This is a genomic window from Burkholderia sp. LA-2-3-30-S1-D2 (assembly GCF_001523915.2).
Classification (GTDB): Bacteria; Pseudomonadota; Gammaproteobacteria; order Burkholderiales; family Burkholderiaceae; genus Burkholderia; species Burkholderia diffusa.
Genome location: NZ_CP013384.1, coordinates 994091 through 1008903 on the forward strand (window position 1 = coordinate 994091; position 14813 = coordinate 1008903).

The following is a 14813-nucleotide window of genomic DNA, read 5'->3' on the forward strand; positions in this document are numbered from 1 at the left end:
CGTATTCTTGAGAGAATCGAGTCATGAACAAGAAGGCAAGCAAATTTTCCCCGGAAGTGCGGGAGCGCGCAGTGCGTCTGGTACGCGAACAGCGTAGCGAACACCCGTCGATGTGGGCAGCGGTCGAATCGATTGCGCCGATGATCGGCTGTACGCCGCAGACGCTGCTGGATTGGGTCAAACGCGACGAGGTCGACCGCGGGGAGCGCGATGGCGTGAGCACGGCCGAGCGTGAACGCATCAAGGCCCTGGAACGCGAGGTCAAGGAACTGCGCCGGACCAACGAGATTCTCAAGCTGGCGAGCGCGTTTTTCGCCCAGGCGGAGCTCGACCGCCGTTTCAAGTCCTGAAGGCCTTCATTGATCAGCATCGCGACACCTTCGGGGTCGAGCCGATCTGCAAGGTCTTGCGGATTGCCCCGTCGGGCTACCGACGCCATGCTGCGCAGCTTCGCGATCCGTCCAAACGCTGCGCCCGCGCCAAACGCGATGAGCTTCTGCAGCCGGAGATCAAGCGTGTCTGGCAGGCCAACATGCAGGTCTATGGCGTGCCGAAGGTCTGGAAGCAGATGAACCGTGAGGGCATCTTGGTCGCACGCTGCACGGTCGGGCGGTTGATGAAGCTGCAGGGCTTGCGAGGCGCAGTTCGCGGCAAGCGAGTTCGCACGACGACTCCCGATTCGAGCGCGCCGTGCCCGCTGGATCGGGTGAACCGGCAGTTCAAGGCTGAGCGACCGAATCAGCTTTGGGTGTCGGATTTCACCTACGTCTCGACATGGCGGGGCTGGCTTTACGTGGCGTTCGTCATCGACGTGTTCGCCCGTCGTATCGTTGGCTGGCGCGTCAGTTCGTCGATGACCACGGACTTTGTTCTGGATGCACTTGAACAGGCGCTGTACGCTCGCCAACCGGGTGACGACGGGACATTGATACATCACTCCGATAGAGGGGCGCAATATGTCAGCATTCGGTACAGCGAACGGCTGGCTGAGGCCGGCATCGAGCCGTCGGTCGGCAGCCGGGGCGACAGCTACGACAATGCGCTGGCCGAAACGATCAATGGCCTGTACAAGACGGAACTGATTCATCGGCGCGCCCCTTGGAAAACGAGGGAATCCGTCGAACTGGCAACGCTGCAATGGGTGGCCTGGTACAACCATCATCGGTTGATGGAACCGCTCGGCTATATCCCGCCCGCTGAGGCTGAGGCAAACTACTACAGGCAACTCAGAAATGCCGCTGACTTGCCTGCATTAACTTAAACCAACCGGCCTCCACGATTCCCGGCGCGGTTCACGGTGTCGCTGGATAGCACGATCGTGAAGGTTCATCCTGACGGTACCGGTGCGTTAAAAAAAATGGACCCCAAGCCATCGGCAAATCTCGCGGAGGATGGACAACCAAGATTCATATGGTTGCCGCGGATGCTCGAACAGCCATAACGTTCGCACTGTCTCCCGGTCAGGCCGGCGATGCGCCGCACGGCCGTGCACTGCTCGAACGCCTGGGACCGCCGAATCGACCGCTGCATCTATTGATGGACAAGGCGTACGAAGGAAACGAAACCCGGCAACTCGCGCTCGATCTCGGCTTTATCCCTGTCGTTCCTCCGTTGAGCACGCGCGTCGAGCCTTGGGAGTACGACCGGGAAATGTACAAACGTCGCAACGAAGTCGAGCGGTTGTTTCGCCGGTTGAAGGGCTTTCGTCGCATCTTCTCCCGCTTCGACAAACTCGATTTGATGTTCATTGCTTTTATCAACTTTGCCCTGATCGTCGAAGCCCTGCGCTAGTGTGAACACGACCTAGACCCACGTGCCGGAGCACATCGGAAAAGCGGAGCATGACTCAGGCATGCGCGAGGTGCGCGAGGGCTCATTTCCGGATCATTCCCCCTCTCTCATAGAGCATAATGAAGGCCTCTCAGGTTCTGGCGAGCCTCTCATTCGCCGGAGCTATTTCGGCCGACCCAATGGAGCGGCCGTTTTTTTTGTGTGCCCCAAACTCGATGATTTCGAGATAGTGGGAGCAGACGTCCGGTTAAAATCGTCCCCTCTACCTCTTGGACACGGCACCGATTGCCTGATCGGCGCCGTCCGGAAAGTGTATGGCCATCGAACCCGAGGATCTTCTACCGTATTTCGAGCGTGAGTTGGGGCTGCTGCGCCGTTCGATGCGCGCGTTCACCCAGCATTACCCGAAAATCGCGGCTCGCCTTGCGATGGCAGGTGAGCATTCGGATGACCCCCACGTCGAACGGCTGCTGCAATCGTTCGCGTTGATGTCCGCCCAGCACGACATCCGCCTCGAGGACGAAGTACCGGAATTCACTCACGCGCTGATCAATACGGCTCATGGAGTGTTTTTGCGACCGTTTCCGTCCTGTGCAGTTGCGCACTTCCACGGGAACCGCGAAGGCAAGCAAACGGAACCCCGTGTGATTCCGCGCGGCACGCAACTGGTAGCGCCGAATTCCCGACAGGTGTTTTGTACCGCGACCGACGTCACGCTTGTGCCGCTAGCTGTCTCGGACGCGCGTTACACGACTTCGGCCGTCGCGCCGATGCAGGCGACCCTGCCGCCCGACACTACTGGCCTCTTATCCTTCACCCTCGAACTCACGTCGCCGTCGGCCCAGTTCGCGATCGCACCGGACAGGCTGCGCCTGCATTTGACCGGCGAGAGGGAGGTCGTCGCCGCGCTTGCCGATGGTGTGCTACTGCATGCGGCGCGCGCGTTCGTCGAGCTTGATGGCAGCGGGCGCTGGAGCCGTGTGGACATGCCCCTCGCGGCCGCAGGTTACAGCGACGCCGACGCGTTGCTCCCGATACCTCACGACGGCTCGATTGCACCGTTTCATCTGCTGATGGAGTACGGCGCATTTCCGGCTCGCTTTGACTGCCTCGACCTGAACCTGGCGCGGTTGAAGCGGATGGCGGCAGGCGCCCGGCGGATCACATTGCATCTGGCGCTTACCGGCATCCATCCCGATTCGCATCGCGCCCAGCGCTTGGTCGCAGCCTCGGCCGACAATCTCCGGCTATTCTGCACGCCGGTGGTTAACCTGTTCTCGAGCAACGCCGAACCGATAGAAACGAAAGCAGGGCTGGCGTACTACGCGCTTAAGCCGTTTTCGCTCAAAACAGCGGTTACGACGGAAGTTTGGTCGGTTGACCAGGTGCGCGTAACGACCGCCGAAGGCACCGCGATTCTGCCGCCGTTCGAGTCGCTCCAGCACGCGCTTGGGGCCGCACCTGGACTGTACTGGATGATTTTGCGCGACGAGTCCCGACGTGCGCCGAAGGCGGCCGCCGAACCGCCCAAGCCTGGTCAGGAAGCGCCGCACGAACAGGCAGTCGCGGTGAACCGAGATGTGCTCCGCGGCTTGGAGCTCGCGCTTGTGAGCGCCAACGGGCAACCCATCGATCCCGCCGGGCGGCGTCAACTCGACATTATCTTGTCTTGCACGAATGGCAATGTGGCTGGCTTGCGCGAGCGGAAGCTGGCGCTACGGGATGGGGACTCCGCTGACGAGATTGTGCTGCTGGCTCCGCCGAGTGCAAGCCCCGCGCCAGTCTTTCGTCGCGGGGAGCTTTGGGAGCTGCTGTCTTGGCTGGTTCCACAGGCGATACGGCTGAACCCCGATGGCCTCGCTCAATTCAAGCGGCTGTGTACCCGTTTCGCGATGTTTGCGCCCGACGCCGGGCGACGCTTCGATGCCCTCGTGTCTCTGTCAACCGCTCGCGTGCGTCGTTGGATGCCCGGCAAGCCCGCTTCTGCTTTTGTACAAGGGCTGGAGATTCGACTCGTGATCGACGAGCAGCGCTTTCTGCAGTTCAGTCTTGATGGGCTGGGTCGCGTGATGGAGCGACTTTTTACGCCCTATGTGCCGGTTACCAGCTTCGTGCAAGTTGCGCTGTTTTCGGCCGATACGAGTGCGGTGTTGCGACGCGGCGAACCCTGCCCGGGAAGCCAGCCACTTGCCTGATGGACAACCTGCGCGAATGCGGGTGAAAGGAAATTGCAAAGGAGTATTTCAGGCATCTTTCGTTCGCAAACGTTTTGTCCTACAGTAGCGGGGCCTCGCGCTGGCAAGCCAGTTGGGGACAGAACCTGAGACGAAAATAAAGGGTATTCAAATGAGTTTCGCCCCGAATGGCGGTGTTCCGGCCGGTTCCGGCGGGAATTTGTTGGGCTCGCTGAGTGCGCTTGGCGGCCTTGCCGGGCCGGTTGCGTCCACGGTGGCCGGCCAGATTGGCCCGCTCGCCGGCCTCGCCGGTCATCTCGACACCGTGCAACGTGCTGTCCAGCTTGCGCAGACCGGCTTCTCATTGATGAACAAGACGCCCGCCGCGATCGCGGACGCGCTTAACAATGCTACAGGCGGCATTGCTCGCCTGACGCAGTTGAACCGATACGTGACGATCGACTCGCCGCTTGGTCCGGACGTGCTGCTGGTCAGCACCGCGGTTATCGATGAACACGTGAACCGGTTGCCGGAGATCCACCTCGATTTGCTGTCGCACCAGCATGACCTGACACCCGACCACCTGATCGGTCAACCGATCAAGATCCGACTCGACCAGAGCGCGCGGCAGTCGACGCTGGAACGCATCGTTTCGTCAGGTGCTGCCGATAGCATTCGCTACTTCGACGGCTACGTCACATCGTTCGACCGGGCCGGCAACCCGGGCAAGGTGACGCAATATCAAATGACGGTGGCGCCGTGGTTCTGGTTTCTTACGCGCTCGACCGACTGCCGGATTTTCCAGAACAAGACTGCTCAGGACATCCTCACCGAGATTTTCCAGGATCACGGGTTCACCGATTTCGAGTTCGACGTTCGGACCGCGCAGAAGCCGCTTGAGTACGTGGTGATGTACCAGGAGTCGTACTTCAATTTTTGCGCACGGCTGATGGAGCAGGAAGGGCTGATCTGGACGCACCGCTACGAGAAGGAAAAGCACTTCCTTGTCATCGGCGATACGAATTTCGTTTTCCGCCCGATCGACGGGTTGGCCAATTTGCCGTATGCCGCCACCGCGGCGAGTGAAGACAACGGTATCGACCAGTTGCATGAAGGTCGACGTTTCGGCGTCGGCAAGATCGCCTTTCGCGACTTCAATCACCAGAACCCGTCGTCGCCGCTGATGCTGGCGCAGGCCGAGCCGGAGAATCTCCGGCATGCGGGGCTCGAGACAACGGAGCGTTTCGAACACCAGTCGTTGTTCGACCACGGCGATGACGGCGACCGTTACGCGCGCATTGCGATGCAAGCGGAAGAAGCGAGCGCGCATCGCTATACGGGCAGCGGCTATGCGTGGCGGATGACGTCTGCAGGCAGCGTGACGGTGACGAACCATCCAGTCATGGCCAACAATCAGGAATACGCCATCCTGCACGTTCGTCACGAGGCGGTGAACGATTACACGGAACACAACGCAAAACTGCCGTACCGCAATACATTTTCGTTGCTCCCTAAGAAGTTTCCATATCGTTCGCCCAAAAATACCCCGAAGCCCGTCATTCACGGCACGCAGTCGGCGATTGTGGTCGGCCCGAAGGGCGAAGAAATCCACACCAACGGGAGTGCCGTGAAGGTGCACTTCCTGTGGGATCGCCGCGGCAAGATGGATGGCTCGGATTCGATGTGGATCCGTGTGTCACAGCCGTGGGCGGGCGACGGGTGGGGCGCGGCCGCGATCCCACGGATCAACCAAGAGGTCTTGGTTGCGTTTAATCAGGGGGATCCCGACAATCCGGTCATCGTGGGGCGCGTGTACAACGGCGAGCAGGGCAATCCATACCACGGCGCCGCAGGGCAAACGATGGGGATCAAGAGCCAGACGCACAAAGGCGCGGGCTCTAACGAGCTGCGGTTTTCCGACGTGAACGGTGCGCAAGAAGTCTTTCTGCACGCGCAGAAGGATATGAACACGGTCATCAAGGATGCGGAAACGCACACGGTTGAAGCCGGCGCACGTACCGTTTCTCTGCTCAAGGGCAGCGAGACGAAGCAGATCGCGCAAGGTGGGTTGAAGGAAACCATCGCACTGACTCGCGACACCACGGCGAACGTCATCAACACGAAGGCCATCGCGAGCAAAGCCGGGCCCGGCATGCAGAGCCATCAGGCAAGCGACGGTATCGAGCATCGCGTCGGAGAAGGCGTCGTCACGATGACGCCGGACAGCATCAAGCTGACCTTCGGCCCCTCGACGATCGTCATCAATGCGAACGGCATCTATCTCGACGGACCGGTCATCCATCTGAATCGGGGCAGCGCGCAGTCAGCTGAACAAGCGCTCGCGCTTGAGTGGGCGGTCGAGCAAGCAACAATCGCAAAGGGGCTGGCGAGTCCCGACCCCGCGACTCGCGCGGCCGCAGCCAAGCTGGCGAGTTCGCTGAAAGCACAGCAATTGGCGAAACTTGCCGATCACGTCTATCACCCGAACGATCCGCCGCCGACCGGATGGAAGATGGCCAGCAACGATCCGGAAGCGCTCAAGGCATTCGGACTGAAGCCGAGCGATTTCGAGAAAACCGGCAGCAATTTCGGTTCGCAAATGTATATCCCCGATCCGAAAGTCTTCGGCGACAGCATGAAGCCGACGGTCGCGTTCAAGGGGACGCAGCAGCTCTTCGGCGAAGACATGTCCAACAACATGGCGCAAGGGCTCGGCGCGGATGCGCCGTACTACCGCAATGCTGTCACGATCGGCAAGGACCTCGAATCCGCCGGTGCGTCGTCCGGCGTCGATTTCACCGGGCACTCGCTGGGTGGGGGGCTGGCGTCCGCAGCAGCCCAGGCCAGCGGCGGTTCAGCCGTGACCTTCAATGCAGCGGGTCTCAATCCGGAGACGGTTGCGCAATACGGCGGGACTGCTCAGGCGGCCAACATCACGGCCTACCGGGTCGATGGCGACATCCTGACGGGGCTGCAGGAAGGTCGACTCGGTCCGATCAGCGACGGTACGGCGGCGCTGATGCCCAAAGCGGTCGGCAGCCCCGTCACGCTCGACGGTGAGAGCGTGACCACGGTCGGACGTCACCTGATGGGTGACGTAACGAACGGGATCAACCAGCAGGTCGCGAAGGATCAACTCGACCTCGTCTCCCAACTGAATTCATCTCACTGATGCGATACAAGAAAGCAATAGCCGCCGGCGCGATTGCCGCACTCGTTGGAGTGACCTCGCCGCTCTGGTGGCCCACTCAAGCCCAAGGGACGAACATGACTGGCTTCAAACGTTACGCACCGGAAGATTTCTTTTCGGGGCAGCAACTCACGTTGGCTCAGGCCATTCATGACGGCGATCTCAGCCGCGTTCAGCAGCTCGCGCCGAAGACCGATCTGAATGCACCGGGCGCGAAGAATACGACGCTGCTGTCGTATGCAGTGCAGGAAATCGTCCCGGTCAAGAACGATGCGTCGAATCCGCGCTACCAGATCATTTCGGTGCTCCTGAAGAACGGGGCGGATCCCAAGGCGCCGGTGGGCGCCAGCGGCGGCTCGGTGGCCGATGTCGCGTTGCGGGCCGATACGCCGAATCTCCTTCGCGTGCTGCTGAACGGCGGGCTCGATCCCAACTGGCTATACAACGGCGACACGCCAATGATTTTCGCGGTGGCCGAGAACAGGCTGTTGCCCCAACTGAAGCTGCTGATCGAGCACAAGGCGAACGTGAATGCCCGAGATTCGCTTGGTAAGACGGCGATCTTCGAGGCGACGATGATTCAACAGTGGGACGTCGTTGACTATCTGCTTGCGCACGGCGCGGATCCCAAGGTCGCCAGCCAGCTTGGCGTTTCGTACGGGTGGGTGCTGCAGAACGAGTTGAAGAACCACACAACTGCGGATTCTCCCGCGCGGACGCGCATCGAAGAGATCCGTCGCAAGATTGTCACGGCCGGCGCGCCCTGGCCGCCGCTGGATCCTAAGGCACAACGCGCAGCGATGCGCGCGCGCGGCGAGAAAGTCGTGACGCCGGCCGGCCAGACGGATTGAACGCACTCGCGACTGTTGAAGCGTCGTGCAATGGATTCGGGAAATGATGAACGTTTTTGGTTCGACGCCGCGTGTCAGGCGAGAGACGGTCCTCGGCGTATCCGGGGTGCTGTACATCCTCTCGCTGACGATGCCGGCGATGTATTTCGAAAAAGAAGCGTCGCTCAGCGGGCTGTCGGTTCTCGCCCAGGGCTGGTGGGGACTGTTCATGCTCAATCCAGCATGGCTTGCCAATCCTCTCTACGCGGTTGCGGTCGCCCAACTCGCCCGGAACCGATATACCCGCGCGAGCCAGTTTTCGGCCGCTGCGCTCGCGTGCGCGCTCTGTTCACTGCTCACGACAAGGTGGTACTTCAATGAAGCAGACGCGACGCCGATATCCGGCTACGGCGTTGCGTTTTACGCGTGGCTCGTCGCGCATGTCGTATTGCTCGCGGGCAGCTTGCGCTTGCGCCGGGAAAGTACCGTCGCGTTGCGGGGAAAATGAGTGTCGGCGCGTGTGGACGCTGATTTCGACCCATTCCAACTTCTACACATCACGAGAGAACCAGCATGACGGATTCCGAAAACCGTATCCGGATTCACGAAGGCAGCATCGTTTTGCCGAACGGTTTCGAGGACCGCACGACCAACCTCTTCGTGCCGGCCGATACGGCTGCGCAGCCGAACCTCAGTGTCGCACGCGATTGGCTCAAGGACGGAGAGACACTTGCGCCGTATATCGATCGTCAGATCGCGCTGCTCAAATCGAGGTTGCAGGGACACCGGGTGCTTTCGCGCCAGGCTGAACGGCTTGGGCCTGAAACGGATGGCATGCCTGGGGAACGCATCGACGCCGCCTATCGAAACGGTCCCAAGACCGTTTTTCAACGGCAAGGTGCATTCATTGTTGCCCCGGGACGCGTGCTGATCTTTACCGCATCGAGCGCGAAGAGCTTCGGCGAAACGCTCGACGCATTGTGGCGCAACTGGCTCGACGGCTACCGTCCGGCAGAACAAGAGTCGGCATAACAACAACCGCAAAGGACACTCATCGTGTATGAAGCCGCACGAGTTACTGATCCGATCGACCACACCAGTGCGCTCGCAGGTTTTCTGGTCGGGGCCGTGTTGGGCATCGCCTTGATCGCTGCAGTGGCATTCGCCACGTTCACGTGCGGATTCGGCGTGGCATTGCTGGCGGGCATGGCTGCCGGCCTCGGCGCCCAGGTGCTCCTATCGTTAGGAGAGTCGATCGGCAAGATGTTCAGCTCGCAGTCCGGCAACATCATGACAGGTTCGCCGGACGTCTACGTCAACTCCATGTCGGTGGCCTATGCGACGCTGAGCGGCGTGGCGTGCAGCAAGCACAATCCCGTCCCGCTCGTTGCGCAAGGCTCGACGAACATCTTCATCAACGGGCGGCCCGCGGCGCGCAAGGACGACAAGATTACCTGCGGCGCCACGATCGCCGACGGTTCGCACGACACGTTTTTTCACGGCGGCACGCAGACGTACCTGCCGGTTGATGACGAAGTGCCACCTTGGCTACGTACCGCGACGGAATGGGCGTTCGTGCTGGCGGGTCTTGTCGGCGGGTTGGGCGGGCTGTTGAAGCAGGCCGGTGGCTTGTCGCGCGCCGTATTGCCGTGTGCAGCGAAGTTTATCGGCGGCTACGTGCTCGGCGAAGCTGTGGGTCGCTACGTCGCTGGGCCCGCGATCAATAAGGCGATCGGCGGGCTGTTCGGTAACCCGGTCGACGTCACGTCCGGCCGAAAAGTGCTGCTGGCCGACTCGGAAACCGACTACGTGATCCAGAGTCCAATGCCGGTCGCGATCAAGCGGTTCTATTCGAGCGGTATTGAGTACGCGGGAACGCTCGGCCGCGGTTGGGTGCTGCCGTGGGAGCTTCGTTTGCACGCCCGCGACGGGCGCCTCTGGTACACCGACGCGCAAGGGCGCGAGAGTGGATTTCCTTTGCTGCGTGCCGGACAAGCGGCGTTCAGCGAGGCCGAGCAACGGTACCTGACCTGTACGCCTGACGGGCGCTACATTCTGCACGACCTCGGCGAACGGTATTACGATTTCGGTCGATATGATCTGGACTCGGGTCGCATCGCGTGGGTACGCCGTATTGAGGATCAGGCGGGGCAGTGGTACCAGTTCGAGCGCGACAGCCGTGGGCGCGTCAGTGAGATTCTGACGTGCGGCGGGCTGCAAGCTGTGCTCGATTATGAGCAGGAACACGGGCGCCTTAGCATGGTTACGCTCGTTCATGGCGATGAGCGCAGGCTGGCCGTCGCTTACGGATACGACGAGAACGGCCAGCTAGCGTTGGTGACGGACGCGAACGGGGCGGTTGTGCGGCAATTTGCGTATGTCAACGGCCTGATGGCGAGCCACACGAACGCGCTGGGCTTCACGTCGAGCTACGCATGGTCGACGATCGAAGGCCAGCCGCGCGTCGTCTCGACGCGCACCAGCGAGGGCGAGGACTGGGTGTTCGAATACGACGTCGAAGGTCGGCAGACCCGTGTTCGGCACGCCGATGGCCGCACCGCACACTGGCGCTTCGACGCGCAATTCCAGATTGTCGAGTATACCGACCTCGACGGCGGCTTTTACAGGATCAAGTACAACGACGCCGGCATGCCTGTGATGCTGATGCTGCCGGGTGAACGCACCGCAGCATTCGAGTACGACGACGCGGGTCGGATCGTCGCCGAGACGGATCCAATTGGGCGCACGACTCGAACCCGCTATGACGGTAACAGCATGCGGCCCGTGGAGATTGTCGGGGCTGACGGTGGCGCCTGGCGTGCCGAATACGATCCACAAGGTCGACTGCTGTTGAGTCAGGATCCGCTTGGTCGCGAAAACCGCTACGAGTATCCGAAGGGACTGACCTCGCTGCCGATCGCGCACATTGATGCACTCGGGGGACGTAAGACTCTGGAGTGGAATCGGCTCGGCGAGCTCGTTGCACGCACTGACTGCTCTGGTAAAACCACGCGAACCCGTTTTGATCCGTTTGGCCTGCCTCTTCTGCGAGAGAACGCGCTTGGTCAACGCATCACGTACGATGTGCGTCCGACCGGCGAGCCACGCCGCATTACCTATCCCGATGGAAGTTCGGAGACCTTCGAATATGATGCGGCTGGGTTTATGGTTCGGCACGTTGGCCTTGGTGGACGAGTCCAACAGTCGCTGCGCAATGCTCGTGGGCAACTCGTCGAGGCGATCAATCCCGCAGGGCGACGAACCCGTTATCGGTACGATGCCGAGGGCCGGCTTCGCGAGCTTCAGCAGGACCACGCGCGCTATACGTTCACGTACAGTGCCGGCGGCCGACTCTTGACCGAAACGCGACCTGACGGTGTGCAGCGGCGGTTCGAGTATGGGGACGCTGGCGAATTGCTCGCTCTTGACATAGTAGGGGCGCCGATCAGCGACGCAACGACGAATCGCCCGATTCGCACTATTCGCTTTGAGCGCGACCGGATGGGCAATCTGAAGGTCCAGCATACACCGACCGAGGTGACCCGCTTTGAGCGCGACAAGGGTGACCGGACGGTGAAGGTTGAGCGTACGCCAACTCCAGCAGGTATTGCACTTGGCATCACGCCGGACGTCGTGAGCTTCGAATACGACAAAGCGGGTCGTCTTGTTGCCGAGCACGGTGTGAACGGCACAGTCGAATATGCGCTCGATGCGCTCGACAACGTGACAACGCTCGCGCTGCCTCACGATCAGACCTTGCAGATGCTGCGTTACGGCTCCGGTCATGTGCACCAGATTCGTTGTGGCGATCAGGTGGTGAGCGACTTCGAGCGCGACGATCTGCATCGTGAGGTGATGCGCACACAGGGGCGGTTGACTCAGCGTTCCGCGTACGATCCACTCGGTCGGAAGGTTTGGCAGTCGGCTGGATTCCAACCCGAAGTGCTGGGCCGTGGGCGCGGTCAATTGTGGCGCAACTACGGGTATGACGCTGCCGGCGAGCTGATCGAGATGAGTGACGGCATGCGCGGCAGTACACAGTACAACTACGATCCCGCAGGACAGCTGACCCGTCGGGTGAACACGATGGACCGGCAAGTTGAAGAATTCGCGTGGGACGCCGCCGGCAACCTGCTCGATGATGCGCAGCGCAGGAGCCGCGGGTACGTCGAAGGCAACCGCTTGCTCATGTGGCAAGACCTGCGCTTCGAGTACGATCCGTTCGGCAATCTGGTAACGAAGCTGCGCGGAGCGAACCAGACGCAGCGCTTCACTTACGACGGGCAGAATCGGCTGATAGCAGTCCGAACGCAGGACGTGCGCGGTGCAGTCGAAACCCGTTTCGAATACGACCCGATTGGGCGGCGTATTGCGAAGACGGATACCAGTTTCGACGTGCGTGGCGTGAAACTGCGCAGCGAAACGAAGCGGTTTGTGTGGGAGGGGTTACGGCTCGCGCAGGAAGTGCGCGAGACTGGGGTGAGCAGCTATGTGTACAGCCCAGATGCGTCCTACTCTCCAGCGGCACGCGTCGATGCGGTTATCGCAGAGGCACTGGCGGCGGCAGCGATCGACACGGCGAAGCGAGCGTCGCGGATATACCACTTCCATACGGATCTGGTTGGCGCACCGCTGGAAGTGACCGACGAGGCTGGAGATCTGGCGTGGGCAGGGCAATATACGGCGTGGGGCAAGGTCGAGCCGAGCAGTCGACAACTGACTGCGGCACGCACGGATCAGCCGCTCCGCTATGCGGGACAGTATGCCGATGAAAATACGGGCCTTCACTACAATACTTTCCGGTTCTATGATCCGGATGTAGGTCGATTCATCAACCACGATCCGATCGGCTTGATGGGTGGTGATAATCTGTATGCATATGCGCCCAATCCGACCGGATGGGTCGATCCGTGGGGCTGGTTCGGGGAGAAGCCTCTGAACTCGCCAGATGTGACGAAATGGCTCGATAAAGGTGGGACCGTCCACGTCGAGGTAGAGTCGGGGACGTGGGTATATACCAACGCAAAGGGTACTGTTGTCCGATATCCAAATGGCTATCCTGATTTCAGCCCGTACGCGGTTAGATCTGTGGATGTCGAGGGGTTGCAAGGGAATCATAGTAAGGCGCCAACAGGGGATTTTGGAAAGGCCGATGCGAAGGCTGGAAGTGTGGCGGATTACAAAAACAATACTTGGCACCACCACGAGAACATGGTAACTATGCAGGAAGTCCCGAAAGATATTCACGGTGAGTTCACCCATCGAGGTGGCGTCTCTAATCTGAAGAGCCAACCGTCGTGTTGAGGAGGTAATGTGCCAGTTCTGTATGGAGTAAAGCCTGCGGAGCCGCTTTTCGCTAAATTGGAATCGCAGATTGGATTCGGTATTCCGGTGGAATATGCGAATTTTTTGAGAAAGTGGAATGGTTTATTTATCGATGGCGCTGATTATCTGGATCTCGACTTTTCAGGTGTCGATAATGGGATGATTTCTTTTGCATCGCTATTTGGACTCGATGCAAGTAATGGAAATTTTGACTTAGTGGAGCAAAATGAACGAGTCAGAGATGAGGTTGGATTCCTGAATGAGTTCTTTGTGATCGGAGATGATCCGGGAGGCAATTACTACGCACTTGCGAAGTTCGGTGACGCTCACAAAGTTCTTTATTGGGATAGAACGCATCTGCATGCGGACGACACTGCCAAGCCGGATATCGCAGAGGTGGCCGAATGTGGCAATCTCTACTATGTAGCAGATGGATTCTCAGAATTTCTGGATACGATCGTCGATGGAACAAAGCAGATGCAGTTCATCCCTCTCGATGACTGGCCCGGCTAAAAAACGAATGTCGCGGCTTCCTGGAGATCGTGGCTACGAGAGCGCCGCGTAGGGCGGCGCCCGGTTCGGCGGGAGTCAAGCGCGGCTACGGTTTTGAGCCAAGTGTTGATTGTGCCGTGTCATACGGTCGATTCGATTTTTCACTGATTGATTTGGCAGTGCCATTTTGCAGTTGGGTATACGAGGGCAATCACGCGGAGCTGCAACGTTGTCGGTCGATCAGCTGAAACGAATGCGCCAGGCACTTCGCCCATATGGACTGAAGTTGCTGGAGCCGGAATGGAAAGGTTGGCACGCGCAGTATCGATTTCGATGTCGTCAGGGACACGAATCGAGCCGATGCGGCTCCTATCTGTTCTATACGATGGTCGAGTGCCCAGCGTGTCGCGATAACGAGGTTCTTCGTCAAATTCGTCAACTCGCGCGCCAAGCCGGCGGGCGCTGTCTCTCGGAACAGTATGCTGGCCGCGGCGCACCCCTCCAGTTCGTATGTAGGGCAGGGCACGTTTTCGAGAAGACTGCCTCGAATTTGCGAAAGGGCTCATGGTGCGTGCTTTGCGCGAGGGCGCAACATTCGAAACGCATGGCGGATCCGGATGGAATGACGCGAATGCGAGCCGCTGCGAGAATGAGAGGCGGTAAGTGCTTGTCGACGAGCTACACGAAATTGACGGAGCGCTATCGTTTCCGATGCGCGGCAGGGCACGAATGGGAAACCGCCGGTACCGAGGTCGTGCGTGGCGCCTGGTGTCGCATTTGCTCGGATGAAGAGAAGGTCCGCGCATATCGTTACAAGGACGGGTTGTCGCGGTTGCGTCAACGAGCAATGAGCCATGGTGGCGTTTGTCTTTCGAAGGTTTACGAGGGAAGCAAGGCCTACTATCGGTTCCGGTGTGGCGCGGGCCGCGAGTGGGAAACGCTCGGCGCGAGAATTTTTCGTGGAGCTTGGTGCCCGGAGTGTCAGCGTGAGGCGATGCGGTTTGGGATCTC

8 protein-coding genes, 1 pseudogene and 1 other annotated feature are annotated in these 14813 nt (G+C 60.1%); all 9 genes and pseudogenes read left to right on the forward strand.

Annotated elements, in window-relative coordinates; genetic code table 11:
- Nucleotides 1–23 precede the first annotated feature (23 nt).
- The 9 genes and pseudogenes from WS66_RS17280 (at nucleotide 24) to WS66_RS17320 (ending at nucleotide 13823) form a co-directional block, all read left to right on the forward strand.
- A protein-coding gene (locus WS66_RS17280) for an IS3 family transposase (protein WP_108064622.1) occupies nucleotides 24–1261 on the forward strand; the annotation gives its coding sequence in 2 pieces (ribosomal slippage) (nucleotides 24–315 and nucleotides 315–1261; 1239 coding nt in all).
- Nucleotides 305–421 (forward strand) — a sequence feature (AL1L pseudoknot). Its footprint overlaps the gene before it by 117 nt.
- 39 nt (nucleotides 1262–1300) lie before the next feature.
- Nucleotides 1301–1791, forward strand: a pseudogene (locus WS66_RS17285) (IS5 family transposase); the annotation flags it as partial.
- A gap of 314 nt (nucleotides 1792–2105) precedes the next feature.
- Nucleotides 2106–3986 carry a type VI secretion system baseplate subunit TssF gene (tssF, locus tag WS66_RS17290; RefSeq protein WP_059599025.1) on the forward strand — a complete coding sequence of 627 codons (1881 nt, stop codon included), beginning with the start codon at nucleotides 2106–2108 and terminating at the stop codon, nucleotides 3984–3986.
- 151 nt (nucleotides 3987–4137) lie between these two features.
- Nucleotides 4138–7137: a type VI secretion system Vgr family protein gene (locus WS66_RS17295; protein ID WP_059599024.1), complete on the forward strand. Its 3000-nt coding sequence runs from the start codon at nucleotides 4138–4140 to the stop codon at nucleotides 7135–7137.
- Nucleotides 7137–8006, forward strand: coding sequence for an ankyrin repeat domain-containing protein (locus tag WS66_RS17300; protein ID WP_059599023.1), 870 nt, complete (start codon nucleotides 7137–7139; stop codon nucleotides 8004–8006). Before WS66_RS17295 ends, WS66_RS17300 begins: the two co-directional genes overlap by 1 nt.
- A gap of 43 nt (nucleotides 8007–8049) precedes the next feature.
- Nucleotides 8050–8493 carry a hypothetical protein gene (locus WS66_RS17305; protein WP_059599022.1) on the forward strand — a complete coding sequence of 148 codons (444 nt, stop codon included), beginning with the start codon at nucleotides 8050–8052 and terminating at the stop codon, nucleotides 8491–8493.
- 65 nt (nucleotides 8494–8558) lie between these two features.
- Nucleotides 8559–9017 (forward strand): DUF1795 domain-containing protein, encoded by a 459-nt coding sequence (locus tag WS66_RS17310; RefSeq protein ID WP_006482386.1) that lies wholly within the window; start codon nucleotides 8559–8561, stop codon nucleotides 9015–9017.
- Between the two features lie 24 nt (nucleotides 9018–9041).
- Entirely contained in the window at nucleotides 9042–13289 is a 4248-nt protein-coding gene (locus WS66_RS17315) for an RHS repeat-associated core domain-containing protein (protein WP_059599021.1), read from the forward strand.
- A 9-nt stretch (nucleotides 13290–13298) separates the two neighbouring features.
- Nucleotides 13299–13823 carry an SMI1/KNR4 family protein gene (locus WS66_RS17320; protein ID WP_082728811.1) on the forward strand — a complete coding sequence of 175 codons (525 nt, stop codon included), beginning with the start codon at nucleotides 13299–13301 and terminating at the stop codon, nucleotides 13821–13823.
- The last annotated feature ends 990 nt before the right edge of the window (nucleotides 13824–14813 follow it).